Origin of the sequence: Pseudomonas sp. K2I15, assembly GCF_002204795.1 — a bacterium.
Taxonomy (GTDB): Bacteria; Pseudomonadota; Gammaproteobacteria; order Pseudomonadales; family Pseudomonadaceae; genus Aquipseudomonas.
The window spans coordinates 1-26,762 of record NZ_NIXO01000035.1; the positions used below are offsets into that span (position 1 = coordinate 1).

A 26,762-nucleotide genomic window follows, 5' to 3' on the forward strand; every position below is an offset into this window, starting at 1 on the left:
GGAAAGCGCACGCTGCCTGATTCGGCAGCGGTATGTCGTAAAGGTCACACGGCGCAGAGCTGTGGGAGCTTGGCTGTCTTTGAGAACGATGCCTAGGTTATGGCCATCAAGACAGTTGCTCCCACATTTGATTGGGTTTGCACGGCCTGGTTAGAAGTCGCCCCACAGTTGTTGGGCTACCGCTAGCGCCACGACTGGCGCTGTTTCGGTACGCAGTACCCGTGGGCCCAAGCGTGCGGAATGAAAACCTGCGCCTTGTGCCGTCTCGACTTCGCCATCGGTCAAGCCACCTTCCGGCCCGATCAGGAATGCCAGGCTTGCAGGCTTGGCATGGCTCACCAGCGGTTCGGCTACCGGGTGCAGCACCAGCTTCAAATCCGCTTCGGCCTGCTTCAACCAATCCGCCAGTAACAGCGGCGGATGAATCACCGGCACCCGCGAACGACCGCATTGCTCGCAAGCGCTGATCGCCACCTGGCGCCAGTGCTGCAGGCGTTTGTCGGCGCGTTCGTCCTTGAGGCGCACTTCGCAGCGCTCGCTGAAGATTGGGGTGATTTCATTCACCCCAAGCTCGGTGGCTTTCTGAATCGCCCAGTCCATCCGCTCGCCACGGGACAGGCCCTGGCCGAGGTGGATCTGCAACGGCGACTCGATCTGCCCGGCGAAGGTTTCGGTGACCTGCACCACCACGCGTTTTTTACCGACTTCCAGCAAGCTGGCGTGAAACTCGTGGCCTGAACCGTCGAACAGTTGCACGGCGTCGCCTTCGCTCATGCGCAATACGCGGCTGATGTAATGCGCCTGGGCTTCTGGCAACTCGTGGTCGCCAAGGCTCAGTGGGGCGTCGACAAAAAAGCGGGACAGTCTCATTTCTGTTCTCGGAAGAAATACAAAACCTGTGGGAGCCGAGCTCGCTCGCGATGGCGGCAGCCCATGCACCCGATTAATCAAGTGAACTCAATCAGCCCGGATCACGAAACCCTGGATGGAAATCCTTGGGCACCGCCACGCTGACCTTGCTGTTGGTGGCGATATCAATCCCTTCGCTGGCCACTTCAGCCAGGAAGTCGATCTGCTCCGGGGTGATCACGTACGGCGGCAGGAAATACACCACGCTGCCCAATGGCCGCAGCAACGCGCCACGTTCCAGCGCATGTTCAAACACCTTCAGGCCACGGCGTTCCTGCCATGGGTAGGCGGTCTTGGTGGCCTTGTCCTGCACCATCTCGATGGCCAGCACCATGCCGGTCTGGCGCACCTCGGACACGTGCGGGTGGTCCACCAGGTGCGCGGTGGCGGTCGCCATGCGTTGGGCCAGGGCCTTGTTGTTTTCGATGACGTTGTCTTCTTCGAAGATATCCAGCGTCGCCAGGGCCGCCGCACAGGCCAGCGGGTTGCCCGTGTAGCTGTGGGAATGCAGGAAGGCGCGCAGGGTCGGGTAGTCGTCGTAGAACGCGTCGTACACATCGTCGGTGGTGACCACGGCGGCCAACGGCAGGTAGCCGCCGGTCAGGGCCTTGGACAGGCACAGGAAGTCTGGGCGGATACCGGCCTGTTCACAGGCGAACATCGTGCCGGTGCGGCCAAAGCCCACGGCGATTTCGTCGTGGATCAGGTGCACGCCGTAGCGGTCGCAGGCTTCGCGCAGCAGCTTGAGGTACACCGGGTGGTACATGCGCATGCCGCCGGCGCCCTGGATCAGCGGCTCGACGATCACGGCAGCCACGGTGTCGTGGTTTTCGGCGAGGGTCTGTTCCATGGCCTGGAACATGTTGCGCGAATGTTCTTCCCAGCTCATGCCGTCGGGGCGCAGGTAGCAGTCCGGGCTTGGCACCTTGATGGTGTCCAGCAGCAAGGCCTTGTAGGTTTCGGTGAACAGCGGCACATCGCCCACCGACATCGCGGCGATGGTTTCGCCATGGTAGCTGTTGGTCAGGGTGACAAAGCGCTTCTTGTTCGGCAGGCCACGGTTGAGCCAATAGTGAAAGCTCATCTTCAGCGCGACTTCGATGCACGACGAACCGTTGTCGGCGTAGAAGCAGCGAGTCAGGCCTTCGGGCGTCATCTTCACCAGGCGTTCGGACAGCTCGATCACCGGCTGGTGGCTGAAACCGGCGAGGATCACGTGTTCCAGCTGATCCACCTGGTCCTTGATACGTTGGTTGATGCGCGGGTTGGCGTGGCCAAACACGTTGACCCACCAGGAACTGACGGCGTCGAGGTAGCGTTTGCCTTCGAAGTCTTCCAGCCAGACGCCTTCACCGCGCTTGATCGGGATCAGCGGCAGTTGCTGGTGGTCTTTCATCTGGGTGCAGGGATGCCACAGCACCGCAAGGTCACGCTGCATCCACTGGTTATTCAAACCCATCTTCATTCTCCTCGAAGCGGCTCGCGACGTGCGCGGGCGAAACAATCGCGCAAGCCTATGCAATGCAGGCGAGTGTCACAACCCAATTGCATGCTTGTAGGATAAATCGCAGTAAACACAGGACGGTCTGTCACGTTTCTTGGGAATAGTCCTTAATCTCTTGTTAACTTATTGTGCATACGCTCTTGATCGTATTTCTCGATATTTCAAAGCGAAACTTTCCGCTTTAATTCGATAGGTAAATCGATAGTCTTGGGCACAGCTCTTACGGGATTTGGGACATGCAGCTACGTAATTCATCGGCCCGCTACGGCTGGGTCAGCATTGTTTTGCACTGGGGCGTGGCCCTGGTGGTGTTCGGTCTGTTCGCGTTGGGCCTGTGGATGGTCGGTCTCGACTACTACAGCACTTGGCGCAAAGATGCCCCGGACCTGCACAAAAGCATCGGCATTACGCTGTTCGCCATCATGCTTGTGCGCATTGTCTGGCGTTTGCTCAGCCCGCCGCCGCCACCGCTGGCCAGTTATAGCCGTATGACGCGTCTGGGGGCTGCGTTTGGCCACGCATTCCTTTATCTCGGGCTGTTTGCCGTGATGATTGCCGGTTACCTGATTTCCACCGCAGACGGTGTCGGGATCCCGGTATTTGGCCTGTTTGAGATTCCTGCGCTGGTTTCCGGGCTACCGGACCAGGCAGACACCGCAGGCGTGGTGCATTTGTACCTGGCCTGGGTATTGGTGGTGTTCGCCGGCCTCCATGGTGTAGCTGCGCTGAAACACCATTTCATTGATCGTGATGTGACCCTGGTTCGTATGCTGGGGCGCAAAGCCTGATGTTCAACCTCGACTCACAAGGAATAGAAAGCATGTTGAAAAAGACTCTCGCCGCTCTGGCCATCGGTTCTGCCCTGCTGACTGCCGGTCAGGCGATAGCTGCTGACTACGTTGTCGACAAGGAAGGCCAACACGCCTTCGTTGACTTCAAGATCAGCCACTTGGGCTACAGCTTCATCACCGGTACCTTCAAGGACCTGGACGGCAAGTTCAGCTTCGATGCTGCCAAGCCTGAAGACAGCAAGATTGAGTTCAACGTCCGTACCGCCAGCGTGTTCACCAACCACGCCGAACGTGACAAGCACATCGCCAGCAAAGACTTCCTGGACGTTGGCAAGTTTGCCGATGCCAAGTTCGTGTCCACCAGTGTTAAAACCACCGGCAAAAACGCTGCTGGCCAAGTCACTGCCGACGTAACCGGCGACCTGACCTTTCACGGCGTGACCAAGCCAATCGTCGTCAAGGCCACCTTCCTGGGTGAAGGCAAGGATCCATGGGGCGGCTACCGTGCCGGCTTTGAAGGTACTACTTCCTTCAATCGCCAGGACTTCGGCAAGCAGATGGACCTGGGCCCAGCGTCCAACACGGTTGAGCTGTACGTGACGTTTGAAGGCGTTAAAGCCAAGTAATAGTGCCACTGTGTAAAGAACGCCGACCCTTGGGTCGGCGTTTTACTGTATGAAGGTTTTAACCTGAACGCATTGGAATTTGAGAAAGGTCTTACGCGATTCACGCCTGTTGCCTGCTTATTTCCAGGGCGGATAGCGCTACTCCTTATAGGGTTGTCCCTAACTTCCCAGGAGTAGAACGATGCTGCCGAAGACGCTTGCCGCTTTGACGATGGGTTTCACGCTGTTGACTGCCGGCCAGGTGATGGCGGCTGACTACGTGATTGATAAGGAAGGCCAGCACGCCTTTATCGACTTGAAGGTCAAACACCTTGAATACAGCTTTATCACCGGCACCTTCAGAGACCTGGATGGCACGTTCAGTTTCGACCCGGCCAGGCCCGAAGACAGCAAGGTCGAAGTGAATGTGCGTACCGCCAGCTTGTTCACCAACCACACTGAACGTGACAAGCATCTGCGGGATAAGGAATACCTCAATGTCGACAAGTTTCCCGACGCGCGGTTTGTCTCTACCGGGGTGAAACTGACCGGCAACAACGCTGAAGGCAAGCTTACGGCGGATGTAACGGGTGACCTCACGCTCAGCGGCGTGACGAAATCGATCGTGGTCAAATCAACGTTCCTCGGCGAGGGCGATGACCCATGGGGCGGCTACCGTGCGGGGTTCGAAGGCACTACTAGCATTTTGCGTGAAGACTTCGGCCAGACTGGCCAGTTATCCCCAGGCTCCAGCCGGATCGAGTTGTACATCACCTTTGAAGGGATAAGGGCGAAATAGTGTTCACCGACCCCAAACAAAAATGCCCCGGATCTCACGATCCGGGGCATTTTTTATGACGCTGTGAAAATCAGCGGTTGCGGGTCAGCAACGCCGGTTTTTCACCACGTGGACGGCCCGGCAGTTGATCCAACTGCTCAGGTGTCAGCGTGCGATCGCTTTTCGACTCTTTGTGGATGATCTTCGGTGCCGGGCCGCCGCGCGGGTTTTGCACCGCAGGCTCAGACAAACGAGGTTGATCATCACGGGCCGGGCGACGATTGCGCGACTCTTCGCGACGGGCCTGGCCGTCACGTGGTGCGCCGTTACGCGGGCCGCTGCGCTTGGCAGGTGGGGTGCCGGTGGTGGCGCCGTTGCTGCTGCGCGGACCGTTCTGGCGACCTTGTGGCTGGCCGCCGGTGCGTGGCGCAGAACCTGCGCCTGCACCTGCACCCGTGCCCTGGGCTGGAGCGCCCGGACGACGACCACGGCCCTGGGCCGGCTTGGCCTGGGGCACGTAGTCAACGCGGTTACCGAAGTTGTCCACGTCGTCGTCCAGGAACTCGTCCGGAGCACGGTCAGCGGCAGCGCGTGCCGGCTGGCTCGGCTGGCGCTGTTCGCGGGCCGGGGTGCCTTCACGGGGCTTTTGCTCACGGGCCGGGCGTTCGCCACGGCCATTGGTCGCAGCCTTGTCCTTGCCGCCCTTGTCCTTGCCCTTGTCTTTACGACCGCCACCACCGCCGCCGCCGTTCGGGCCATCGCCCTTCGGACCGCGTGGGTTGTTGCGTGGGTTGCGCACGTCCGGACGCTCGCGCACTTCAGGCTTCTCAGCCTCAACGGCGCTGGAGTCGAAGCCCATCAGGTCGCCGTCGGCGATTTTCTGCTTGGTCATGCGCTCGATGCTTTTCAGCAGCTTTTCTTCGTCCGGTGCGACCAGGGAAATGGCCTCGCCCGAACGACCGGCCCGACCGGTACGGCCGATACGGTGCACGTAGTCTTCGTCGACGTTTGGCAGCTCGAAGTTGACCACGTGTGGCAGTTGGTCGATGTCCAGGCCGCGAGCGGCGATGTCGGTAGCAACCAGGATGCGCACTTCACCGGCCTTGAAGTCGGCCAGGGCTTTGGTGCGGGCGTTTTGGCTCTTGTTGCCGTGGATGGCGACGGCGGTGAGGCCGTGCTTGTCCAGGTACTCGGCCAGGCGGTTGGCGCCGTGCTTGGTGCGGGTGAACACCAGTACCTGTTCCCACGCGCCGGCGGTGATCAGGTGGGCCAGCAGGGAACGCTTGTGGGCGGCGGGCAGGCGGAATACGCGCTGCTCGATACGCTCCACCGTGGTGTTCGGCGGCGTGACTTCAATGCGCTCGGGGTTGTGCAACAACTTGCCCGCCAAAGCGGTGATGTCGTTGGAGAACGTGGCCGAGAACAGCAGGTTCTGGCGTTTGGCCGGCAGGCGCGCGAGGACCTTTTTCACGTCATGGACAAAGCCCATGTCGAGCATGCGGTCGGCTTCGTCCAGCACGAGAATTTCCACGTGGGACAAATCGACGCTGCCTTGGCCGCACAGGTCGAGCAAACGACCCGGGCACGCAACCAGTACGTCGACACCGCGGGACATGGCCTGAACCTGTGGGTTCATGCCGACGCCGCCGAAGATGCAGGCGCTGACGAACTTCAAGTCGCGGGCATACAGCTTGAAGCTGTCATGCACTTGGGCGGCGAGTTCGCGGGTAGGGGTCAGGACCAGTACGCGCGGTTGGCGCGGGCCGTGACGCTGGGATTTGTCCGGGTGACCGTTGGGGAACAACCGCTCCAGGATCGGAAGGGCGAAGCCGCCGGTTTTACCAGTACCTGTCTGAGCCGCAACCATCAGGTCGCGACCTTGCAACACGGCGGGGATGGCCCGCTGTTGCACCGGAGTAGGCTCGGTATAGCCCGCTGCCTCGATGGCGCGGACTAAAGCCTCGGAGAGACCGAGGGAAGCAAAGGACATGAGTAATCCTGTTTTAGTTAGGGCTTGGCCCAGAGGGATAGTCTTGCCTGGCGTGAATGGCGTTTAGATGAACGCAATCCCGTCCGGTCCTGCTGGGGCTGGCGGGCACTCAGACGGCTCGCGCGGGCTTGAAAGCTGCGCTGTAGCGGGGTCGGGTGCCATTTGCAAGACCGAAGCGTCCGGGCGTAAGCCTGGCGGAAAGGCCGGAGTATAACAGAGCAATCACTCTGCGCTGCTTTCCTGCTGCTCAACGGTGCTCGCGGGCAGGGCCAATGCGCTGGTTTGTGTGCTCGCGCCGGCATATTTGGCGCTCAAGGCCGCGTAGGCCGGCTCCTGCTTGAAGCGTTTGAGTTCGGCGGCAAAGCGCTGCACCAGCAAATCCATGCCCGCCCCACGGCGCACGGCCAGGAATTGTGGCTGGTTGCTGATCACCTTGGGCGCCTCGGTGATCTGGTCTGTCAGCCCCAGTGCCTTGAGGACATGCTGGCCAACGCGGCGATCGGTGATCACCAGGTCGATCCGCCCAAGGGCCAGTTTGCCGAAGTTGGCCTCATGGCTGGCGGCCGGCTCCTGTTTGAACAGGGTGGACTCGCTGAATTCGGCGCCATAGAGGTAGCCCGGCGAGGTGCCGATGGTCAGGCCGCGCAGGTCATCGAAGGTCTGGAACGGATGCGGGCGGTCATTGGCATAGAACAGCACGAACTCCACCTCGGACAGCGGCTCACTGGGGTACAGCAGCACCGCATCGCGCTCGTGGCTGTGGAAAATATCCAGTGCGCCGTCTGCCTGGCCCTGGTCGAGCATCGCCAGGCAGCGTTTCCAGGGCAAAAACTGCCAGTCCACACCGATGCCCAGGCGCTGGAACACGATCACCGTGGTCTCGTAGTCGAGCCCGCGCATGGTGCCTTTGTCATCGTATACGTAAGGCGCCCAGGGCTCGGTGACAATGCGCAGCTTCTCGCCATGGGCGCCGAGGCTCAGGCAAGTGAAAAGAACAGCAGTCAACAACCGGAAAGTGACAGGCATACCTTGAGGTTACGACTGTCTCGGGCTAAAGAGAAGCTCTGGTACAACGATCTGCGGGCGCCCACAGGTTTTACTTTTCCGCAGATTTGATCAAGTGTTCGTAGATCGCCACACGCCGCTCGCCGAGAATCAGCCGCACCACGGGATTGGCAAACCAGTGCTCCAGCAGGTGAGCATCAACGGGCCGGCCTTGGCGCTCTTCCTGATTTTGCCGGGCCTTGTCCCACCAAACCGGGCCACACGCCTGGTCGAACTCGTTTTCATGTTCATAGCAGCCGTAGAGGATTTCGCGGATGAACTGCTGCTGGTGCTTGGGCAATACCAGGGTGATCAGCTTGTACATCAAGCGTTGCAGGCGCGGCGGGCGGGGCAGGTGGGCCGAAACCTGGCGCGTATCGTCCAGGGCTGTGCCGCTGGTGGGGTTCGCTGCGTGCTTGGCGATCCACGCTTTGACCTTGGCCCGGAACAGCTGCTTGCGGCTCCAGTAGTGGTGGATCAGGTCCGGGCATTCGCGCACGTTGAGGGTGCGATAGGCGGCAATGGACAGGCAGAACTCTTCCAGGGTGTAGGCGCCCTGGGCGTGGGGGAACAGTTCGTCCATCAAATCGATCGAACGGTCGAGGATGTGCGCGTCCTGCTGTGTCAGGCCCATGACCCCGGAGTTGAGGGTCATCATGTCGTCATCGGCCACGCCCATGTCCAGCAGGCGCTGGTACAGGGCGCTGTACAGAATGCTTTCGTGGTTGTCGCCGTACTTGGTGTAGAAGGCGTTGCACAGCAGGGTGCCGGGCTGCACGCGATCAAACAGCTCCATCGGTGAATGGTGGAAAAACGTGTCGGTGTCGATCAGCAGCGCCACTTCGGATTCTTGCAGCACTTGCCGCAGCACCACGTGCTTGGTGCGGAAGTGGTAGCCATGAGGCTCGCTCCAGCGTTTGCGCGTGGCTTCGTCCAGCGGGCGCACCCGTACCGGCAGCAGGCGATACGGCTCGGGGTTGTCGCTGAAAACCTGGATATCGATGCCGGCGTCCGGCGTATCCCGCAGCAAGGCCAGGGCGCTGGCGATGCTGAATACTGCTTCCTGATGGTAAGTCTCGGCGCCGAACACCAGGTAGACCAGTTGCGGGCGGGGCGTCGGGGCGGCTGTATTCATGGACTGCAAAATTCCGTGGGCGTTTAGAACGGCAAAGGCCCTCAATATGAGGGCCTGGGCACTTCGGAACAGACCTTAGCGTGGCAGCTTCAGGTTGTTCCAGACAGCGAGGCTTGGCTCAGCCTGGTTCAGGGTATAGAAGTGCAACCCTGGCGCGCCACCTTCCAACAATTGTTCACACATTTCGCTGATGACCTGCTCGCCGAACGCCTGGATGCTCTTGACGTCGTCGCCGTAGGCTTCCAGTTGTTTGCGAATCCAGCGTGGGATTTCCGCGCCGCAGGCGTCAGAGAAACGCGCCAGTTTGCTGTAGTTGGTGATCGGCATGATGCCCGGCACGATCGGGATGTTCACACCCATGCCGCGTACACGTTCAACGAAGTAGAAGTAGCTCTCTGCGTTGAAGAAGTACTGGGTAATCGCGCTGTTGGCGCCGGCGTTGGCCTTGCGCACGAAGTTCTGCAGATCGTCTTCGAAATTGCGAGCCTGGGGGTGCATCTCCGGATAAGCGGCCACTTCGATGTGGAAGTGGTCGCCGGTCTCTTCACGGATGAAGCTCACCAGGTCATTGGCGTAGCGCAGTTCGCCGCTGGCCATGCCCATGCCGGACGGCAGGTCACCGCGCAGGGCGACGATGCGCTTGATGCCGGCTTGCTTGTACTGGGTCAGCAGGCCGCGCAGGTCGGCCTTGCTGTCGCCCACGCACGACAAATGCGGAGCAGCAGGTACTTTGACTTCGCTTTCCAGCTGCAACACGGTGTTGATCGTGCGGTCGCGGGTGGAGCCACCGGCACCGTAGGTGCAGGAGAAGAAATCGGGGTTGAAGCTTGCCAACTGCTTGGCAGTCGCCATCAGTTTTTCATGCCCAGCATCGGTCTTGGTCGGGAAGAACTCGAAGCTGTAGCGACGGTCTTGGGACATGGTCGTATCCTTGGAAACTCAAAACTGGAAGGCTTACACCGTCAATGTGGGAGCGGGCTTGCTCGCGAATGCGCTGGGTCAGTCATGATTGCTTCGACTGACACTCCGTATTCGCGAGCAAGCCCGCTCCCACACAAGCCCGCTCCGACAGGGAGAGAGCCGGTTACTTAGTAGCGGTAAGCGTGCGGCTTGAACGGACCTTCAACGCCCACACCGATGTAGTCGGCCTGGGTCTTGGTCAGTTGAGTCACCACGCCGCCAAAGCCGCGGACCATTTCCAGGGCCACTTCTTCGTCGAGTTTCTTAGGCAGTACTTCCACGGTCAGGCGCTCGGCTTTCTGGGCTGGCGACAGGTCGGCGTATTTCTGGCCGAACAGGAAGATCTGGGCCAGTACCTGGTTGGCGAACGAGCCATCCATGATGCGGCTTGGGTGGCCAGTGGCGTTGCCCAGGTTTACCAGACGGCCTTCAGCCAGCAGGATCAGGTAGTCATCGTTCTGCGGGTCGAAATCACCAGCGCCGGTACGGTGAACCTTGTGTACCTGTGGCTTCACTTCTTCCCATGCCCAGTTCTTGCGCATGAAAGCCGTGTCGATTTCGTTGTCGAAGTGACCGATGTTGCACACCACGGCGCGCTTTTTCAGGGCCTTGAGCATGTTCGAATCGCACACATTCACGTTACCAGTGGTGGTCACGATCAGGTCGATCTTGCCCAGCAGGGCCTTGTCGATGCTTGCTTCGGTGCCGTCATTGACGCCATCGATGAACGGCGAAACCACTTCGAAACCGTCCATGCAGGCTTGCATGGCGCAGATCGGGTCAACTTCGGACACTTTAACGATCATGCCTTCCTGACGCAGGGACTGTGACGAACCCTTGCCCACGTCACCGTAGCCGATCACCAGCGCTTGCTTGCCGGACAACAGGTGGTCGGTGCCGCGCTTGATCGCATCGTTCAGGCTATGACGGCAGCCGTACTTGTTGTCGTTCTTGCTCTTGGTCACCGAGTCGTTGACGTTGATGGCCGGGATTTTCAGCTCGCCCTTGGCCAGCATGTCCAGCAGGCGATGTACGCCGGTGGTGGTTTCTTCGGTCACGCCGTGGACGCGGTCGAGGATGGCCGGGTACTTCTTGTGCAGCAGCTCGGTCAGGTCGCCGCCGTCGTCGAGGATCATGTTGGCGTCCCATGGCTTGCCATCCTTGAGGATGGTTTGCTCCAGGCACCACTCGTACTCTTCTTCGGTTTCGCCTTTCCAGGCGTACACGGCAATACCGGCGGCAGCGATGGCGGCAGCGGCCTGGTCTTGAGTCGAGAAAATGTTGCAGGACGACCAACGCACTTCGGCACCCAGGGCAACCAGGGTTTCGATCAGCACGGCAGTCTGAATGGTCATGTGGATGCAGCCGAGAATCTTCGCGCCCTTGAGCGGCTGCTCAGCAGCGTACTTGCGGCGCAGACCCATCAGGGCTGGCATTTCGGATTCGGCGATAAAGGTTTCGCGACGGCCCCAGGCAGCAAGGGACATGTCGGCGACTTTGTAGTCGGTAAAACCTGCAGGCGTGATTACAGCGCTCATGAAGAGCCTCCATTCGTAGTGTGCGAATGGGCGCCGTTGTGCGTTTAGTATCAGGCCTGAGTAACCAGGCCAGACAACGCCCCATCCGAGCCTGACAGGTCGAGCCTGCTGCAGCGCCCCTCGGACAGGTGGCGGGAGAACGGTATCAATCGAAGATGACCGTTTTGAAGCGGAGGCGATTATAGCCGTGTGCGCCTGACTTCTAAAGCCTTTCTGTCGGCGGCATGAAGATCGCTCATGGGGTTGATAGGCAATGGCTCATAGAGCTTGGGGCCTGGCTCTGCCATGATGTTGCCCATCATTTGGCAACACGCTTTGGAGTGAACATGAACTTCCACACCCGCAAATGGGTAAAACCCGAAGACCTCAACCCCAACGGCACCCTGTTCGGTGGCAGCCTGCTGCGCTGGATCGACGAAGAAGCGGCCATCTACGCGATTGTCCAGTTGGGCAACCAGCGGGTGGTGACCAAGTACATCTCCGAAATCAACTTCGTCAGCGCCTCGCGCCAGGGCGACATCATCGAGTTGGGGATCACCGCCACCGAATTTGGCCGCACCTCCATCACCCTGACCTGCGAAGTGCGCAACAAGATCACCCGCAAGAGCATCCTGACCGTGGAAAAAATGGTCTTCGTCAACCTGGGTGAAGACGGTTTGCCGGCACCCCATGGCCGCACCGAGATCAAATACGTGAAGGATCAGTTTCAGGAAGACGGCATCGCCGAATAACCCGGTACCGGGTGATTCTTTACTGAATCATTCTGGACGGATCTTTCCCGGGCTCTCTCGTCACTCAGGACTACATCCTGAAGAGAGAACCCGCGTATGCAATTACCTAAAACCTCGCAAAGCCAACCTGCCGTGGCGCCGGCCATCAAGCGTCCCGAAACCTCTGCGGCGCCCGCTAAAACTGCAAACACTACCCTGGTAGAGAGCGCAGGCGAGCGCAAACTGACCCTCGCTCGCGCCAGCAGTGGGCAGACCCAGGTGGTGTTATCACCGGGGCCGATCAAACATCTGGTGCTCAGCGGCGGCGGGGCCAAGGGCATCGCCTTTCCGGGCGTCGTGCAGGCGCTTGAAGAAAAGAAAGCCTTGGCGGGCATCAAGGTTATTTCCGGTTCGTCGGCGGGGGCGATTTCCGCCGCCGTGCTGGCCAGTGGCATGGACGCGAAGGCGTTCGAAACGCTTTCCAACAACCTTGATCTCCCTGAACTGCTGAACAGCAAAAACCCTCTGGTGGCGTGGCTGCAAAATGCCAGTTCCAAACTCGGCAAGCTCGCTGGGCGCTTGCCCGGCGCCGCTGGCAATATTTCCCAACTGCTATTCACGATGCTGCCGCGCCTGCAAACCGAAGCGCTGCCGCTTGAGGAGTTGGTGCGTAACGAGTCACGCAAGTCGATTCTTGCCCACATCGCCAAGACGCCCAGGCAGACCCGTCCCGCCGAGGTCATGAAGATTGCCGACAAACTCAGCGCCGGTGGAGCACCAACCTTTGGCGATCTGGCGGTGTTGAGCCGGCACATTCCTGCGATCAAGCAGCTGAACATCACTGGCACCGGCATGTTTGACGGGCGACCGCAGTTGGTGGTGTTCAACGCCAGCCTCACGCCGGACATGGACATCGCCCGGGCGGCGCATATTTCGGGTTCGCTGCCGGTGCTGTTCAAGAGCCCGACCGAAAAAGGCCACGGCTTCCAGGCGTCAGCCGAAGAGACCGCGTTCAAGGATGGCGGCCTGCTGCTCAATACGCCTGCCTCGGGTGTGGTTGATCCTGCGTTTCCAGAAAGCCCCTTGAGCAAGTCCGAGTCGCTGGTCATCGACTTCGAGTCCGAGGCTCCCGCCAAGCCCAAAGAGCGTGGCGGCATTGGCGATAGTCTGGCCGACGGCATCACCGGCACGCCTCATTCGGCTGCCCAGGCGTATCAGAACGCCCGACTCAAGGCAGTCGCAGACCAGAGCGTGACGCTGCCCCTGAACACCGACAAGGGTGATTTTCGCGGCCTGCTCAACGGCACGGTGAATTTCACCATGACTGCCGAGCAGAAAAAAAACCTGCAGGTGCTGGCTCGCAAGGCTGTCGAGACCCACATGGAAAGCCGTACCACCGTGCGTGAACAGCATTCATTCGGCTCATTGGACGAAGCTGTATTGGCCATGGACGATGAGATGTTCGCCAGCTCGCTGAAAGGCTTGGAGAAGGACAAGGCAACAGGCGACGTGCTGCTGTTTCGAAAGAGTGCGATACAGGTTTTGCAAACCCTGGATAGCGCGATCACCGAGGCCAATCAGGCTAAGGACACATTGACGATCACGCCGAAGATCGCGTCGGCATTGCGTAACCTGGACGCGCTCGCCCGCCGGCCTGAGCATGTTGAATGGCTGGGGCGGCGACTTAACGCCGCAGGCAGTCCCAACTTTCAACAGCTTCTGCAAGTCATGGCCAAACCGTCGGGTGATAAAGCCGCGATGTCCAAGGTCATGACCAGCGCGGTTGTCGAGATGAAACGACGCGATATCGCGGTGATTGCCGGCAACTTTACGCGGGAGGTGATCTACCCGTCGCTGTTCCGCCCAGGCCAGCCGGACTCCAACGTCGTCTTGTTGCGCCAGGCCGAATATGACCTGACAAAGGCCACGACGCCGGCCGAGTTCAACCGGGTGCTCGACAGCATCATTAACAACTACGTGGCGCGCAATAAACCCTGGAAGACGCCACTCAGTTCCACCACCGTCGAAATGGCCAAGGCATGGCGCCTGCCGGTTAAGTGATACAGCCACTGAACAGCCCTGAACGCCGCGTGTCGTAGCTAAAAGCACACAACGGACTCAGGAACGCCATGGCCACTGAAAAAGACGGCAAGACCCCTAACCTGTCGCAGGAAGAGCAGCACGACGTCGACAAGAACCAGCCGCCTCGCGCGGCGGTTCTGCATGAAATCATCCGCACCCAAGGCGATCAGGAGCTGGAACGCACCGTGGCTGCGTTGTGGTGGTCGGCGCTGGCCGCCGGCCTGACCATGGGCCTGTCGTTGATGGGCATGGGCTTGCTCAACTCGCGGCTGCCGGATGGCGAAGGGTTCAAGGTAATTGCCAGTTTCGGCTACTGCGCGGGGTTTTTGGCGGTGATCCTCGCCCGTCAGCAGTTGTTCACCGAAAACACCCTGACGGCGGTGTTGCCGGTGATGAGCAAGCCCACCCTGAATAATGTCGGACGGCTGCTGCGCTTATGGGCGGTGGTGCTGGTGGGCAACCTGTGCGGTACCTTACTGGTGGCGTACGTGATGTTGCACTTGCCGATTTTCGACGCCAAGACCGACCTGGCCTTCCTGGAAATCGGCCGCAAGGTCATGGAGAACGACACCTCGCAGATGTTCGCCAAGGGCATCGTGTCTGGCTGGATGATCGCCACCATGGTCTGGATGATTCCGTCCATGGAAAGCGCCAAGATCTGGATCATTATCCTGATCACCTACCTGATGGCACTCGGGGATTTCACCCACATCGTGGTGGGTTCGGCGGAAGTGTCGTACCTGGTATTTGCCGGCGAGTTGCCGTGGAAAGACTTCTGGCTGGTATTTGCCGGGCCGACACTGGCGGGCAATATCATCGGCGGCAGCTTTATCTTTGCGCTGATCAGCCACGCGCAGATTCGCAGTGAAAGCAGCCTGCCGGGCAAGGTTGCCGACCCGCGTCACCCTCAGCAGATCAACAAGGACCCGTAAGCCGATTCGTCATAAATGAATGGCACAGTCGCGGCGCGGCTTTTCATTCATCAAGAAGGATCTTTATGCGAGCTTCCCCTCTTTTTCCATGGCGCAGGCTGTTGGGGTTGGTGCTGGTATCGGGCGTAATGGGTTCTGCACAGGCCAGGGATGATGGTGCAGACCACTCCGTGACCGTCGAAAAAATGGCTCAGTCGTTCGTGATCAACGCCGACGGCAGTTATGTGCAGGACTACGAGTCCGTGATGCGCATCAACGAAGAGCGTGGCATTCGTTCACGGGCGCAGCAGCCGGTGAGTTACAACCGTTCCCTGGATACGCTGGAGATTGTCGAGGCGTTCACCCGCAAGCCTGACGGGCGCAAGGTGCCGGTGAGTGCCGAGCAGATCAAGGAACAGCAGGAACGGGCTTCCGCCGACTCACCCATGTTCCAGGACTCCCGGGTCAAGGTGGTGATCTTCCCCGAGGTGGCGGTAGGTGATCGCCTGACCCTGCGTTATCAACGTGTGCGCAAGACCCCGTTGTTCCCCGGCGAATTTATTGACTTCGCAACGCCAAGCCTTAATCCGATGGAGCAGTTCAGCCTGACCTACGATTTGCCGGCGGATAAACCGCTGTACGCCGATGCCAGAGGCTTCAATGCGTCCACACCGGCGGCAGCGCCCGGGCGCAAGGTGTATCGCTGGGACTACGTGTCGGCTGAAAAGTCCCGTCCCGAGCAAGGTGCGGTGGCGTACGTGGATTACGGCCAACGCCTGGCGGTCTCGACCTTCCCGAGTTACCAGGCGTTGGCCAAAGCCTACGATGCCCGGGCCACCGTCGAAGTGACCCCGGCGATCAGCACGCTGGCCAACCAACTCACGGCCAACCTGCCAACACCCCGGGCCAAGGCTATGGTGTTGAGTGACTGGGTACGCCGGAACATCCGGTATGTGGCGGTGTACATCGACGCGGGCGGAGTGGTTCCGCACGCTGCGCAGTCGGTACTGGACAACCGCTACGGTGACTGCAAGGACCATGTGGCCCTGCTTGAAGCGTTGCTCAAGGCCGTCGCCATCGAAAGCTCCCCGGCGCTGATCAGCTACGGCAGTGCCTACACCTTGCCCAAGGTCGCGGCGGTCAGCCCCATCAATCACGCGATCACTTATATCCCGAGCCTGGACCTGTACCTGGATTCGACCTCGAGCGGGACGGCCGCTGGCTACCTGCCCAACCTCGATCTGGATAAACCGGTGTTGTTGACCCGTACCGGCGAGATCGGCCGCACGCCGGCCACTCAGCTGGGCAAAGAGTCCAGTGAACTGGTATTCAAGGTGGATGCCAGTGGCGCTGCAGACTTCACCCAGGCCAAGCGCCTGGACGGTTGGCGCGCGGAGTTTGCCCGGACCTCGATCAAGTCGATGAAGCCGGCGGACCGTGACTTGATGATCCAGAAAATTCTGCACGGTTATGGCCAGGCGGGCGGCGGCACGCTGCAAACCGACCCCCTGGACAGCGACGCTCCAAGCTTCAACGCCATGATGGTGGGGCGCACGGACAACCTGGTGAATGTGCCGGGCCCGATAGGTGTGCCAGCGCTGAGTAGCCTGGGCGGAGGGATTGCCCAAAACGTATCTGCCGTTGCCGTGGAAAAAGAACGGGCGCAGGCCTTCATCTGCATTTCTGGAGAGAACAGTGAGACGGCCCGGTTCGAGTTTCCCAAGACCCTCAGTATTCTGGCGGTGCCCAAGGCGGTTTCGTTCAAGGGCGCCGGCTTCGAGTACAGCGCCACCTATTCCCGGGAGGGCAACACCGTGCTGATTTCACGCACGGCCAAGTTTGCCCACCCAGAAGCGGTTTGCAGCGCCGAACTCTTCGCCCAGATGAAGCCGGTGATCCAGGCCATGGCCAATGACCTGAAAAGCCAGATCATCGTGCAGGCGCTTTGACCGGGAGCTTCAGTGGTGAGCCTCGGGAGCAGGCTCATCCTTGGTCACATGCTTGACCAGCTTGCCGATGCTCAAACCCTGCAACAGGATCGACGACAGCACCACGATGTAGGTGATGCTCAGCAGCAAGTCACGCTCCGGGCCCAGCGGCAGGGCCAGGGCCAATGCCACGGAAACCCCGCCGCGCAAGCCGCCCCAGGTGAGGATGCGGATGGTGCCGCGGGGCACCGTGCGCCAGCGCCGCAGCAGCAGGATCGCCGGGGCGACCGTCAACAGGCGTGACAACAGGATCGCCACCGCCAGCAAACTGGCGGCCAGCACGTGCAGCCAGTTGAACGGCAACAGCAAAAGCTCCATGCCGATCAGCGCGAACAGCAGGGCGTTGAGCATGTCATCGAGCAACTCCCAGAAACCGTCCAGGTAGCGGCGGGTCATGTCGTTCATCGCCAGCTTACGGCCCAGGTTGCCGATGATCAGCCCCGCGACCACCATCGCAATCGGCGCCGACACGTGCAGCTCGGTGGCCATCGCCGAGCCGCCGATCACCAGGGCGAGGGTCAGCATCACTTCGATCTGATACTGCTCGATGCTCTTGATCATCAGGTACACGATGTAGCCGATCAGCCCGCCAAACACCACGCCACCGATCGCCTCATGGGCAAACAGCATGGCCGTGGCGCCCACCGTGGGCGTCTCGCCCAACTGCGCGATGCCCAGCAATACGGTGAACACCACCACCGCCGTGCCGTCGTTGAACAGCGACTCGCCGACGATCGTGGTCTTCAGCGGTTTCGACGCGTTGGCCGTCCGCAGCACACCGAGTACCGCGATCGGGTCGGTGGGGGAGATCAGCGCGCCGAACAGCAGGCAGTACAGGAAGCTCACGTGCCAGCCGAACAGGGCGAAGATGTAGAAGGCCAGGCTGCCGATCACCACCGTGGCGATCAATACGCCGAAGGTGGCGAGCAGGCCGATGGGCCAGCGGTAGCTGCGCAGGTCACTCAGGTTAACGTGCAAGGCGCCGGCGAACAGCAGGAACGAGAGCATCCAGTTCATCAGCAAGTCGCCGAAGTCGATCTGGCCGATCAACTGCTGGATGCGTTCCTCAAGGCCGGGGTAACCGATAAAGCTCAGGCCTTGCAGCAGCAGGGAAAACATCAGCGCCGTCACCATCACACCGATAGTGGGCGGCAGGCCGATGAAGCGGTAATTCACATACGTGAGCAGGGTGGTCAGGCAAATAAAGGCAGCGACAAGTTCAAGCATCCGGGGTCCTTGGATGGGGAGGGTCTAAAGTCGGGTGGGTTATGTGTTTGTCAGTTGGATGCATTGACAGCCGATGTTCCACGACGTTGCAGGTAGATGAAGAAAAGTGCCGCCAGCACCGTCAGGCAGCCCAGCAGTGCGCCGGTCCAGGGCAGGTCCGACAGGTCGGCGCCACTGGCCACCACCAGCCCGCCGATCCAGGCGCCGGCGGCGTTGCCCAGGTTGAAGGCGCTCTGGTTCAGGGTAGAGCCGAGGTTGGGGGCTTCGTGGGCCTGGTCGATGATCAGCAGTTGCAGGATCGGGCACAGGGCGAAGGCGAACACGCCCCACAGCAGCAAGGTAATCGCAGCCGGAATCACCGAATGGCTGGTTTGGGTGAACACCGCCAATATCAACACCACCGCCAAGGCCATGCCCACCAGCGAGGGCAGCAGGCGGCTGTCGGCCAGGCGCCCGCCGAGCATGCTGCCCGCCGTGAGGCCGACGCCGAACAGCAGTAACATCAGGGTGATGCCGTGGGGGCTGACGCCGGTGATGTCTTGCAGTATCGGTGCGATGTAGGTGAAGACGCTGAACAGGCTGGTGGAGGCCAGCGCGCTCATGCCCAGGGCCAGCAGCACGTTGGGTTTGGTCAGTACCTTGAATTCGCTGGCGAGGTTGGCCTTGTCCATCGCGATGTGCTTGGGCAGCCACAGCCATTGAGCGATGGCGGCAATCACGCCGATTACCGACACCGCCCAGAACGTCGAGCGCCAACCAGCGTATTGGCCCAGCGCAGTGCCCAGCGGTACCCCGAGCACGTTGGCCAGGGTCAGCCCGGTGAACATCATCGCAATTGCCTGCGCCCGTTTGTTCGGCGCCACCAGGCCGGCGGCCACTACCGAGCCAATACCGAAGAACGCGCCATGGCACAGCGCGGTGACCACCCGGGCGGCCATCAACGTCGCGTAGTTCGGCGCCAGGGCACACAGCACATTGCCGAGGATGAACATGACGGTCATGCCCAGCAGCGTGGCTTTGCGCGGCATGTTGGCGGTGCCGATGGCCAGGATCGGTGCGCCGAACACCACGCCCAGGGCGTAGCCGGTGATCAGTAGGCCGGCGTTTGGAATGCTTACGGACAGGTCTCGGGCGACGTCGGGCAGCAAGCCCATGATGACAAATTCGGTGGTGCCGATGCCAAAGGCGGCGACGGCCAGTGCAAGCAAGGCGAGCGGCATGCGAGGATCTCCTGTCGGTAATCGTGACGCTCTGATCAGGCATACGCATGCCGGCGCCCGGACCTGTGAAGATCGGGCAGCAGCAAAAATTTATTGGTATAGGTCTTTGCGCAACTGAGTGCGGCGTGGTCGGCTTTAGTATAAACAGCTGATGACATATGGCGAATCAATTCTGTGTTTTTTGACTGGGGAGTCACCGGTGATTGCAACAGCTCTGGTACTGGTAGCGGCGCTGTTGCATGCGACGTGGAACACCTTGATCAAATTCAGCGGCGAGCGCCTATTGGTGATCGCGTGCATGGACACGGTGGCGTTGCTGTTTGTGGTGTTGGCGGTGGGTTTTGTGTCGTTGCCGCCGCTGGAAATCTGGCCGTGGATCATCGCCTCGGCGCTGTTTGAATTGCTCTACCGCTACCTGTTGATCCAGGCCTATCGCGTGGGTGACCTGGGGTTGGTGTACCCGCTGATGCGCGGGCTGTCGCCCCTGGTGGTGCTGGCGCTGACACTGGTGTTTGCCGGTGAGGTGCTGAGTACCCAGCAGATCCTTGGCATTCTGTTGATACCGTTTGGCATGCTGTGCCTGCTGTGGCAGGGCGGTGGCGGTGACCGGTTGCCCTGGTCGATGCTGCCGGTGGTGGCGTTGATTGGCCTGTGCATCGGTTGCTACACCTTCCTCGATGGCCAGGCGTTGCGCCGTTGGTCACACCCGCTGGATTACCTGGTGTGGCTGACGCTGATCAGCGCCTGGCCGTTTCCGTTGCTGGCGGTGGTGCGCAAGCGGGCGGCGTTCGGGTTGTTCTGGCGCACGCAGTGGCGGCTGGGGTTGAGTGTCGGGTTGTGTGTGTTGTTGAGCTACGCTCTGGTGCTTTGGGCCATGCAACTGGGCTCGATTGCCGAGGCTGCCGCGCTGCGGGAAGTCAGCGTGATCCTGGTGGTGTTGTTCGGCATGCGTTACCTGAAAGAACCTTTCGGCCGCCCGCGGCTCATAGCCTGTGGGTTGGTGCTGATCGGCATGTTCGTGATGAAACTCTAACCGTCGGATAAAACTAAAAAAGGAATGGGGTATGACAGTCGCTTTCTGGTGTGTGTTGATCGCAATCTTTCTGCCGTACCTGTGCACGGGCGTGGCCAAGTTCAGCGGCGGCAAGTTCGGGCCTCGGCAGAACCATGATCCGCGAGCCTTCCTGGAGACCCTGGATGGGTTCGCCAAGCGTGCCCACAGTGCGCAACTCAACAGCTTTGAAGTGACCCCGGCCTTTGCGGCGGCGGTGATCATTGCGCATTTGGCAGGCGGCGCATCGCTGGTGACGATCAACGTACTGGCGGTGCTGTTTATTACCAGCCGGTTGCTCTACATCATCTGCTATTTGGCGGACTGGGCGATGCTGCGGTCGCTGGTGTGGGCGGTGGGGATGGCGTTGATTGCGAGTTTCTTCTTCGTCTCGATCTAAAGCGTGACGCTGTTCAAGTGTGGGAGCGGGCTTGCTCGCGAATGCGGTAGATCAGTCGATACATCCGGTGGCTGAAACACCGTCTTCGCGAGCAAGCCCGCTCCCACACAAGCCCGCCCCCACATAAACCAATGTTGTTTCAGGTTCCTGTCGGCGCATCCGGCACTTTCGGCAGCGCTTCGCCTTTAGGCCACAGCATCCAGATCTGGCCCTGCTGCTTCATGTTGCCCGCCAACTCCCCGGCGGCATCGCCGGTTCCCCAGAACAGGTCGGCACGCACTTCGCCGGTAATTGCACCGCCGGTATCTTGCGCAGCCACCGGGCGCGCGATCGGCGCACCGTCCGGCCTTGTGGTCGAGAGCCACAACAAGCTACCCAGCGGAATCACCTTGCGATCCACTGCAACGCTATAGCCCGCAGTCAGCGGCACGTTCAGCGAGCCGCGCGGGCCTTCGTTGCTGTCGGGGCGGGCGCTGAAGAACACGTAGCTGGGGTTGCTCGCCAGTAATTCAGGAATCCGCTGCGGGTGAGCCTTGGCCCAGGCGCTGATAGCACCCATGGTCACGTCTTCTTTTTTCAACTCGCCTTGCTCCACCAGCCAGCGGCCGATGGGGCGGTACGGGTAGCCGTTCTGGTCGCCGTAACCGACGCGTAATTGCCGGCCATCGGCCAGTTGAATACGGCCCGAACCCTGGATCTGCAGGAATTGCAGGTCCATTGGGTTGGTCAGCCAGGCGATGGGCTTGGCGGTGGAGCCTTGCTGGTTGATGGCGCTGGCGTCGTCATAGGGTTTGAGTACCCGACCCTCCAGGCGCCCGCGCAGGCGCTTGCCCTTGAGTTCCGGGTAGATGCTCTCCAGGTTGACGATGATCAGGTCATCCGGCACGCCGAACACCGGCACGTGGGCGATGGGGGTTTCGGTGAGGCTGCCGGGGTAAACCGGTTCGTAGTAGCCGGTGATCAAGCCGTTGGGGCTGTTATCGGCCGAGCGCAGCCCGTAGACGTCGAGGTTGGCCTTGAGGAAGTCGCGAATCGCCACTGCGTTCGATGGCACGGTTGCCGATGCCGCGCACGTCGTGCCCCACACCGGGTCTGCCTTGAGCCGTTGGCAGGCACTGCGCCAGGACTCGAAGCCGGCTTGCAGGTCGCTGTCCGACACGGCCGGCAAGTTTTCCCAGGTGGCACTGGCGTAGGTCGCGATGGCATGGGGTTTGGCTTTCTCGTCCTTTCCGGTGTCGCAACCGGCCAGCAACGCGATCATTGGCAGAGCCCATGCCAGGCGGCGGCTCCAGGGTTTGAAACGGGTATTCATACACATAATTCCTGAAGTGATTGCCCGCGCCGATCGGCATTCGAGCAACCCTTATTATTAATGGGGGTATTGGTCTTTACGGGCGGGGCGAGGATACTGGCCGCCGTTTCCCGTGACCTTGAGCCATCATGACTTTTAAAAGACTGACCGTTGTATTGCTGGCCTGCCTGACACTGTCCGCCTGCGGCGGGGTTGATCCGAATTCGCCCCTTGGCCAGCGCAAGGCCATTTTCAAGCAGATGCTCAAGACCGGCGAAGACTTGGGCGGCATGCTGCGTGGGCGCATTCCATTCGACGGCGCTAAATTTGCCGAAGGCGCGGTCAAACTCGATGCGTTGTCCCATGAACCGTGGAAACATTTCCCGAGCGTGCGTGAAGAAGACCACACCAGCGCCAAGGATGATGTGTGGCAGCAACAGGCACGCTTCCAGGAGATGGCTCGAAACCTTGAAGCGGCCACCGGTGAATTGGTGATCGCAAGCCAGGTCCAGCCTTACAAAGCCAGCAATCTGGGCCCGGCAGTGCAGAAAGTCGAAGATGCCTGCACCGCTTGCCATAAACAGTTTCGCGATCATTGAGGCGTCTTACTTGTCCAGTTCGTCCAGGGCTTCCTGCAGGTCCTTGCGTGACTGGGCGAGCTTATCTTTGCGTTTGTTGATCTTGTCGGAGTCACCCTTTTTCATCGCCTTGTCGAGGTCGGCCTGACGGCGGCTGACTTCGTGCTTGGCGTCGAGCACCTTGTTTTCACGCTCCTTTTTCAAGGACGCGTCGGTGCAGTTGGCAGTGACTTCACTCAGAGCTTTTTCCAGGCCGGCTTGCTGCTCGCTGTTGCCGTGGGCTTTGGCTTGTTCGATCTGGGCGCTGATGGCCTGGCGCTTGGCGGCGCAGCCGGTGATTTGCGGGGTTTCCTCGGCCGCCAGCAGTGGCGTGGCCATAAGGGTGGCGACGGTCAACAGGGCAAAAGGTGCAAGAAATTTCATTAACGCTCCAAGGGAAACAAGGTCGCAATCAGGTGGGCAGGATGAATTCTGCGGGCACCGGTTAATGCCGCCGGTCAGAGGTTAAAAACCCTCTATCCCGGCAGCCCGTAATGTTTCACTCAAGGCCAGCACCTGCGGGTCGCGAAAAAAAGCGTTCAGTTGCGCCGCGCGGCCCGGGCCTATGCCGTCTTCGGCCAGCCAGGCCTGAGTGTCTTTGGCGGCCAGGGTTTGCCAGCCGCCTTGTAGATTGTTGCGGGCCGTGGGCGGTACTCCCAGGGCCATCAGCCATTGCGCGAACGGTCGCTGCCGGGCGCTGCGCAGGCTGTCGAGTAAACGCGCACTGCTGCGTTCGCCGAAGCCATCAATGTTAGCAAGCTCTGCCTCATCAAGGGTTAACCAATCGAGCAGGCCACCGATTAGACCGGCCTGAATCAAGGTGTTCCAGGTTTCGCGGCCGATATGTGGCAGGGCCAGGCCCTGGGCGCCGCTCAGCCAGGTCAGGCGCGCAAGCAGTTGTTCCTCACAACCGGGGGCCAGTTGCCAGCAACTCAAGGAGTGGAAGTCCTTGGCCTGCGGGATCTGCAGTTCGACCCGTGGCTGGCTGCGCAGGATGACGTGATCAAGGCGCGGAATGACTTGCCCGGCGAGGCTGATGGACACCTGGTCGCCAGGACGAATATCCAGTTCCTGCCAGCGCTTCAGGGAGCCAACGCTGACCCGGCTGATTTTCCGGTCGTCGAGCAGTACCGGCGCAAGCTCCAGGATGGAAGTGATGCGCCCGGTGCGGCCAATCTTGAAGTGCACCTTGCGCACATGGGCCAGCGCCTTGACCACCGGGTATTTCCAGGCAACCGCCCAATAGGGCGCGCTGACCCGCCAGCGCTCTGCCGGCGCGCGTTGGCTCTGGTGCAACACCACGCCGTCGCTGGCGAAGGGCAGTGGGTGGCTGTACCAGTAACTGCGCCAGTGCGCCGCTTCGGTAATGTCTTTGATCGGTTGGCTGTAGCGGGCGCTGTCGGTGAAGCCCCATTGCGCAAGCTGGTTCAGGCGCTCGGAAAAATCATCGGGGCCTTGGGGCCAGGCCCAGATAAACAGACCGATATTGGCGGCCTCGGCCTCGCTCAACTGCCGGCGATTCATCAGCCCGGCTACTTTGCTGCGGGCGCCGATGCCACCTTTGGCGGCCTGCACGTGATCATTCAGTCGCCAATAGAGTTCGCCCTGTAACAACAGGTCTACGGGTTCGGGCAGTTGCTGGACGATCCCGGGAATCCTGCCGGCGGAGGCTGACCAATCCTGCCCCAGCCGGCCGTCACCACGACTGATGACCCGGCTCAGTCGGCCCTTGCGGTAAACCAGCGTCACGGCCACGCCATCGACCTTGGGCTGAACCCATACGTCCTGGCGAGTGCTCAGCCAGGTTTCAGCGGCTTTATCATCCAGCAGCTTTTCCAGGCCCGTGTGTGGCGTCGGGTGGGTGATGGTGCCTCGTGCGCTGCCCAGCGGGTTGTCCGTGACCGGAGCGGAGGCGTTGAAACAACTGCGCCATTGGGCAAGGCGCTGGCGGGCCTGGTCATAGAGCTCATCGCTGATCAGTGACTGGCCGAGCCGGTGGTAGCTGTCATCCCACAGGCGGACTTGCTGCGCCAGGGTGGTGATCTGGGCCTGGGCGTGATCGGCTTCCCAGTCGGGACACTCCCGCGCCCACGCAATGAGCGGCGAGAAGCTGAGTAAAAGGAACAGCAGCAAGCGCATAGGCGACGTCATTATGAGCATCCTTGCTCTGAAAGGGCGCCCAGCCTAAGCCATCCCGGCGGGCATAAAAAAGCCCCGCAACCGCGAGGCTTTTTACCCGATGTTTCTGCTTACTTGAACAGACCGCCCAGGGCTTTCACTTTGTCGTTGCTGTCAGCCTTGGCCTGTTGCTTTTGCTGGCCAGCGTCGAGCTTGTCCTGGGACTCGCCGACTTTTTTGCAACCTTTGTTTACTTGATCCAGTGCGGCCTGCATGGCCTTCACTTTCACGTCTTCGCCATTGGCTTTGGCAGCGTCGACCTTGGCTTGCAGGTCTTTGCCCTGTTTTTCGCAGTCGCCGGAAGACACGCCCAGTTGGGAAGTCAGGCCGCTGAGTGCGCTCAAGTCGGCGTGTGCCGGCAGGGCAAACAGGCTGAGCAGAAGGGCGGCAGGGGCGAGTGTGGAAATGCGCATGGAAAACCTCAATGTTCGATTGCCTGCGCGCTTATCGATCCCGGGCAGGCGCAGTGCAATATCCAATAAGAGGTGAAGGCCCGGGAGGGCGCGGATTCTAGTGGGCCATTATTTAGCCTGCAAGCATTGGATCCAAAAAATGTGAACATCGCCCGCAAATCATCCGGCAATAAAAAACCCCGCCGGGATAACCCGGCAGGGCTTTGTGTACACCGTAAAGCGATTACAGGCCGGCGGCAGTGCGCAGGTCGTTGGCGCGGTCGGTCTTTTCCCAGGTGAACGTGGTGAAGGTGTCGTTGCTGACAGTCTTCTGCTCTGGGGTACGACCGAAGTGGCCGTAGGCCGCGGTTTCCTGGTACATCGGGTGCAGCAGGTCGAGCATGGTGGTGATTGCGTACGGACGCAGGTCGAAGATCTCACGCACCAGCTTGACGATCTTGTCGTCGCTGATCTTGCCGGTACCGAAGGTATTCAGCGAGATCGACGTAGGCTGGGCTACACCGATGGCGTAGGACACCTGAATCTCGCAACGCTCGGCCAGGCCGGCAGCCACGATGTTCTTGGCCACGTAACGACCGGCGTAGGCTGCGGAACGGTCAACCTTGGATGGGTCCTTGCCGGAGAACGCGCCACCACCGTGACGGGCCATGCCGCCGTAGCTGTCGACGATGATCTTGCGACCGGTCAGGCCGCAGTCGCCCACCGGGCCACCGATGATGAACTGGCCGGTCGGGTTGATGTGGAACTGGGTGTCTTTGGTCAGCAGTTCGGCCGGCAGCACGTGCTTGACGATCAGCTCCATGACGCCTTCGCGTAGGTCGCTGTAGGAAACGTCCGGGTTGTGCTGGGTCGACAGTACGACAGCGTCGATGGCGACGACTTTGCCGCCTTCGTAGCGGCAGGTCACCTGGGACTTGGCGTCCGGGCGCAGCCATGGCAACACACCCGATTTACGGGCTTCGGCCTGGCGCTTCACCAACTGGTGGGAGAAGGTGATCGGTGCTGGCATCAGCACGTCGGTTTCGTTGCTGGCGTAGCCGAACATCAGGCCTTGGTCGCCGGCGCCCTGATCTTCAGGCTTGGCACGGTCAACACCCTGGTTGATGTCCGGGGACTGCTTGCCGATGATGTTCATCACGCCGCAGGTCGCACCGTCGAAGCCGACGTCAGAGCTGTTGTAGCCGATGTCGGTGATCACGTCACGAACGATCTGCTCAAGGTCTACCCAGGCAGAGGTGGTGACTTCGCCGGCGATGATCGCCACGCCCGTTTTCACCAGAGTCTCGCACGCCACTCGGGCGAACTTGTCTTCAGCAATGATGGCGTCCAGCACCGCATCAGAAATCTGGTCGGCGATTTTGTCCGGATGCCCTTCAGACACGGACTCGGAGGTGAAAAGGGAGTATTCGCTCATCTCGAT

Annotated in this window: 24 protein-coding genes and 1 riboswitch; of the genes, 10 read left to right on the forward strand and 14 right to left on the reverse strand. The window is 60.5% G+C overall.

Annotation, left to right across the window (positions count from 1 at the left end; genetic code table 11):
• Positions 1 to 150: 150 nt before the first annotated feature.
• On the reverse strand, positions 151 to 870 hold the full coding sequence (locus tag CEC48_RS19935; RefSeq protein WP_088425306.1) for a 16S rRNA (uracil(1498)-N(3))-methyltransferase: 720 nt from the start codon (positions 868 to 870) through the stop codon (positions 151 to 153).
• A 91-nt stretch (positions 871 to 961) separates the two neighbouring features.
• Entirely contained in the window at positions 962 to 2,368 is a 1,407-nt protein-coding gene (locus CEC48_RS19940) for an adenosylmethionine--8-amino-7-oxononanoate transaminase (RefSeq protein WP_088425307.1), read from the reverse strand.
• Positions 2,369 to 2,649: 281 nt separating this feature from the next.
• On the opposite strand from CEC48_RS19940, the gene CEC48_RS19945 reads away from it, so the two are divergent.
• The 3 genes from CEC48_RS19945 to CEC48_RS19955 all read left to right on the forward strand — a co-directional run bounded on the left by CEC48_RS19945 (position 2,650) and on the right by CEC48_RS19955 (position 4,608).
• Complete coding sequence (locus tag CEC48_RS19945) at positions 2,650 to 3,201, forward strand: cytochrome b (RefSeq protein ID WP_010167627.1); 552 nt, start codon at positions 2,650 to 2,652, stop codon at positions 3,199 to 3,201.
• 32 nt (positions 3,202 to 3,233) lie between these two features.
• Entirely contained in the window at positions 3,234 to 3,830 is a 597-nt protein-coding gene (locus CEC48_RS19950; protein ID WP_088425308.1) for a YceI family protein, read from the forward strand.
• A 181-nt stretch (positions 3,831 to 4,011) separates the two neighbouring features.
• Positions 4,012 to 4,608, forward strand: coding sequence for a YceI family protein (locus tag CEC48_RS19955; protein WP_088425309.1), 597 nt, complete (start codon positions 4,012 to 4,014; stop codon positions 4,606 to 4,608).
• Positions 4,609 to 4,678: 70 nt separating this feature from the next.
• On the opposite strand, the gene CEC48_RS19960 is transcribed toward CEC48_RS19955, so the two are convergent.
• From CEC48_RS19960 to ahcY, 5 genes are all read right to left on the reverse strand, one after another.
• Entirely contained in the window at positions 4,679 to 6,577 is a 1,899-nt protein-coding gene (locus CEC48_RS19960) for a DEAD/DEAH box helicase (protein WP_088425310.1), read from the reverse strand.
• Positions 6,578 to 6,799: 222 nt separating this feature from the next.
• Positions 6,800 to 7,603: an ABC transporter substrate-binding protein gene (locus CEC48_RS19965; RefSeq protein WP_088425311.1), complete on the reverse strand. Its 804-nt coding sequence runs from the start codon at positions 7,601 to 7,603 to the stop codon at positions 6,800 to 6,802.
• Positions 7,604 to 7,673: 70 nt separating this feature from the next.
• Complete coding sequence (locus CEC48_RS19970) at positions 7,674 to 8,756, reverse strand: hypothetical protein (RefSeq protein ID WP_088425312.1); 1,083 nt, start codon at positions 8,754 to 8,756, stop codon at positions 7,674 to 7,676.
• Between the two features lie 75 nt (positions 8,757 to 8,831).
• Positions 8,832 to 9,677 carry a methylenetetrahydrofolate reductase [NAD(P)H] gene (gene metF, locus CEC48_RS19975; protein WP_088425313.1) on the reverse strand — a complete coding sequence of 282 codons (846 nt, stop codon included), beginning with the start codon at positions 9,675 to 9,677 and terminating at the stop codon, positions 8,832 to 8,834.
• A 167-nt stretch (positions 9,678 to 9,844) separates the two neighbouring features.
• Complete coding sequence (ahcY, locus tag CEC48_RS19980; RefSeq protein WP_088425314.1) at positions 9,845 to 11,254, reverse strand: adenosylhomocysteinase; 1,410 nt, start codon at positions 11,252 to 11,254, stop codon at positions 9,845 to 9,847.
• Positions 11,255 to 11,275: 21 nt separating this feature from the next.
• Positions 11,276 to 11,382: riboswitch (S-adenosyl-L-homocysteine riboswitch) on the reverse strand.
• Between the two features lie 198 nt (positions 11,383 to 11,580).
• On the opposite strand from ahcY, the gene CEC48_RS19985 reads away from it, so the two are divergent.
• From CEC48_RS19985 to CEC48_RS20000, 4 genes are all read left to right on the forward strand, one after another.
• Entirely contained in the window at positions 11,581 to 11,985 is a 405-nt protein-coding gene (locus CEC48_RS19985; RefSeq protein WP_088425315.1) for an acyl-CoA thioesterase, read from the forward strand.
• 96 nt (positions 11,986 to 12,081) lie between these two features.
• Positions 12,082 to 14,025, forward strand: a complete 1,944-nt coding sequence (locus tag CEC48_RS19990) for a patatin-like phospholipase family protein (protein ID WP_088425316.1) — start codon at positions 12,082 to 12,084, stop codon at positions 14,023 to 14,025.
• A 68-nt stretch (positions 14,026 to 14,093) separates the two neighbouring features.
• A complete protein-coding gene (locus CEC48_RS19995; RefSeq protein ID WP_088425317.1) occupies positions 14,094 to 14,978 on the forward strand; it encodes a formate/nitrite transporter family protein in 885 nt (294 codons plus the stop codon).
• A 65-nt stretch (positions 14,979 to 15,043) separates the two neighbouring features.
• Positions 15,044 to 16,906 (forward strand): DUF3857 and transglutaminase domain-containing protein, encoded by a 1,863-nt coding sequence (locus CEC48_RS20000; RefSeq protein WP_256579744.1) that lies wholly within the window; start codon positions 15,044 to 15,046, stop codon positions 16,904 to 16,906.
• Between the two features lie 9 nt (positions 16,907 to 16,915).
• Here CEC48_RS20000 and CEC48_RS20005 read toward each other — a convergent pair whose 3' ends face one another.
• Both CEC48_RS20005 and CEC48_RS20010 read right to left on the reverse strand, forming a co-directional pair.
• A complete protein-coding gene (locus CEC48_RS20005) occupies positions 16,916 to 18,172 on the reverse strand; it encodes a sodium:proton antiporter (protein ID WP_088425319.1) in 1,257 nt (418 codons plus the stop codon).
• 50 nt (positions 18,173 to 18,222) lie between these two features.
• Positions 18,223 to 19,392: an MFS transporter gene (locus CEC48_RS20010; protein WP_088425320.1), complete on the reverse strand. Its 1,170-nt coding sequence runs from the start codon at positions 19,390 to 19,392 to the stop codon at positions 18,223 to 18,225.
• 199 nt (positions 19,393 to 19,591) lie between these two features.
• Between CEC48_RS20010 and CEC48_RS20015 the strand changes: the two genes are divergently transcribed.
• Positions 19,592 to 20,425 carry an EamA family transporter gene (locus CEC48_RS20015; RefSeq protein WP_088425321.1) on the forward strand — a complete coding sequence of 278 codons (834 nt, stop codon included), beginning with the start codon at positions 19,592 to 19,594 and terminating at the stop codon, positions 20,423 to 20,425.
• Positions 20,426 to 20,456: 31 nt separating this feature from the next.
• Positions 20,457 to 20,843 carry an MAPEG family protein gene (locus tag CEC48_RS20020; RefSeq protein ID WP_088425322.1) on the forward strand — a complete coding sequence of 129 codons (387 nt, stop codon included), beginning with the start codon at positions 20,457 to 20,459 and terminating at the stop codon, positions 20,841 to 20,843.
• A 139-nt stretch (positions 20,844 to 20,982) separates the two neighbouring features.
• On the opposite strand, the gene CEC48_RS20025 is transcribed toward CEC48_RS20020, so the two are convergent.
• Positions 20,983 to 22,155, reverse strand: coding sequence for a murein transglycosylase A (locus tag CEC48_RS20025; protein WP_088425323.1), 1,173 nt, complete (start codon positions 22,153 to 22,155; stop codon positions 20,983 to 20,985).
• 128 nt (positions 22,156 to 22,283) lie between these two features.
• On the opposite strand from CEC48_RS20025, the gene CEC48_RS20030 reads away from it, so the two are divergent.
• Positions 22,284 to 22,733: a cytochrome c gene (locus CEC48_RS20030; RefSeq protein ID WP_088425324.1), complete on the forward strand. Its 450-nt coding sequence runs from the start codon at positions 22,284 to 22,286 to the stop codon at positions 22,731 to 22,733.
• 6 nt (positions 22,734 to 22,739) lie between these two features.
• On the opposite strand, the gene CEC48_RS20035 is transcribed toward CEC48_RS20030, so the two are convergent.
• The 4 genes from CEC48_RS20035 to metK all read right to left on the reverse strand — a co-directional run bounded on the left by CEC48_RS20035 (position 22,740) and on the right by metK (position 26,756).
• On the reverse strand, positions 22,740 to 23,135 hold the full coding sequence (locus tag CEC48_RS20035) for a DUF1090 domain-containing protein (RefSeq protein ID WP_088425325.1): 396 nt from the start codon (positions 23,133 to 23,135) through the stop codon (positions 22,740 to 22,742).
• A gap of 81 nt (positions 23,136 to 23,216) precedes the next feature.
• The gene (ligB, locus tag CEC48_RS20040; protein ID WP_176438742.1) at positions 23,217 to 24,890 is read right to left on the reverse strand and encodes an NAD-dependent DNA ligase LigB; all 1,674 of its coding nucleotides are present in this window, start codon (positions 24,888 to 24,890) and stop codon (positions 23,217 to 23,219) included.
• 110 nt (positions 24,891 to 25,000) lie between these two features.
• Positions 25,001 to 25,342: a DUF1090 family protein gene (locus CEC48_RS20045; protein WP_088425327.1), complete on the reverse strand. Its 342-nt coding sequence runs from the start codon at positions 25,340 to 25,342 to the stop codon at positions 25,001 to 25,003.
• A 223-nt stretch (positions 25,343 to 25,565) separates the two neighbouring features.
• Complete coding sequence (gene metK / locus CEC48_RS20050; RefSeq protein WP_088425328.1) at positions 25,566 to 26,756, reverse strand: methionine adenosyltransferase; 1,191 nt, start codon at positions 26,754 to 26,756, stop codon at positions 25,566 to 25,568.
• Positions 26,757 to 26,762 lie beyond the last annotated feature (6 nt).

What these genes read in the sequence shown, in the direction of transcription:
- CEC48_RS20025 (WP_088425323.1), bottom strand. Translation starts at nt 22,155, where the DNA reads ATGAATACCCGTTTCAAACCCTGGAGCCGCCGCCTGGCATGGGCTCTG.
- CEC48_RS19990 (WP_088425316.1), top strand. Translation starts at nt 12,082, where the DNA reads ATGCAATTACCTAAAACCTCGCAAAGCCAACCTGCCGTGGCGCCGGCC.
- CEC48_RS19935 (WP_088425306.1), bottom strand. Translation starts at nt 870, where the DNA reads ATGAGACTGTCCCGCTTTTTTGTCGACGCCCCACTGAGCCTTGGCGAC.
- CEC48_RS19965 (WP_088425311.1), bottom strand. Translation starts at nt 7,603, where the DNA reads ATGCCTGTCACTTTCCGGTTGTTGACTGCTGTTCTTTTCACTTGCCTG.
- CEC48_RS19995 (WP_088425317.1), top strand. Translation starts at nt 14,094, where the DNA reads ATGGCCACTGAAAAAGACGGCAAGACCCCTAACCTGTCGCAGGAAGAG.
- CEC48_RS20030 (WP_088425324.1), top strand. Translation starts at nt 22,284, where the DNA reads ATGACTTTTAAAAGACTGACCGTTGTATTGCTGGCCTGCCTGACACTG.
- metK (WP_088425328.1), bottom strand. Translation starts at nt 26,756, where the DNA reads ATGAGCGAATACTCCCTTTTCACCTCCGAGTCCGTGTCTGAAGGGCAT.
- CEC48_RS20000 (WP_256579744.1), top strand. Translation starts at nt 15,044, where the DNA reads ATGCGAGCTTCCCCTCTTTTTCCATGGCGCAGGCTGTTGGGGTTGGTG.
- CEC48_RS20010 (WP_088425320.1), bottom strand. Translation starts at nt 19,392, where the DNA reads ATGCCGCTCGCCTTGCTTGCACTGGCCGTCGCCGCCTTTGGCATCGGC.
- CEC48_RS19970 (WP_088425312.1), bottom strand. Translation starts at nt 8,756, where the DNA reads ATGAATACAGCCGCCCCGACGCCCCGCCCGCAACTGGTCTACCTGGTG.
- CEC48_RS19960 (WP_088425310.1), bottom strand. Translation starts at nt 6,577, where the DNA reads ATGTCCTTTGCTTCCCTCGGTCTCTCCGAGGCTTTAGTCCGCGCCATC.
- CEC48_RS19940 (WP_088425307.1), bottom strand. Translation starts at nt 2,368, where the DNA reads ATGGGTTTGAATAACCAGTGGATGCAGCGTGACCTTGCGGTGCTGTGG.
- CEC48_RS19955 (WP_088425309.1), top strand. Translation starts at nt 4,012, where the DNA reads ATGCTGCCGAAGACGCTTGCCGCTTTGACGATGGGTTTCACGCTGTTG.
- CEC48_RS19945 (WP_010167627.1), top strand. Translation starts at nt 2,650, where the DNA reads ATGCAGCTACGTAATTCATCGGCCCGCTACGGCTGGGTCAGCATTGTT.
- ahcY (WP_088425314.1), bottom strand. Translation starts at nt 11,254, where the DNA reads ATGAGCGCTGTAATCACGCCTGCAGGTTTTACCGACTACAAAGTCGCC.
- ligB (WP_176438742.1), bottom strand. Translation starts at nt 24,890, where the DNA reads ATGCGCTTGCTGCTGTTCCTTTTACTCAGCTTCTCGCCGCTCATTGCG.
- CEC48_RS19950 (WP_088425308.1), top strand. Translation starts at nt 3,234, where the DNA reads ATGTTGAAAAAGACTCTCGCCGCTCTGGCCATCGGTTCTGCCCTGCTG.
- CEC48_RS20045 (WP_088425327.1), bottom strand. Translation starts at nt 25,342, where the DNA reads ATGCGCATTTCCACACTCGCCCCTGCCGCCCTTCTGCTCAGCCTGTTT.
- CEC48_RS20005 (WP_088425319.1), bottom strand. Translation starts at nt 18,172, where the DNA reads ATGCTTGAACTTGTCGCTGCCTTTATTTGCCTGACCACCCTGCTCACG.
- CEC48_RS19985 (WP_088425315.1), top strand. Translation starts at nt 11,581, where the DNA reads ATGAACTTCCACACCCGCAAATGGGTAAAACCCGAAGACCTCAACCCC.
- CEC48_RS20035 (WP_088425325.1), bottom strand. Translation starts at nt 23,135, where the DNA reads ATGAAATTTCTTGCACCTTTTGCCCTGTTGACCGTCGCCACCCTTATG.
- CEC48_RS20020 (WP_088425322.1), top strand. Translation starts at nt 20,457, where the DNA reads ATGACAGTCGCTTTCTGGTGTGTGTTGATCGCAATCTTTCTGCCGTAC.
- metF (WP_088425313.1), bottom strand. Translation starts at nt 9,677, where the DNA reads ATGTCCCAAGACCGTCGCTACAGCTTCGAGTTCTTCCCGACCAAGACC.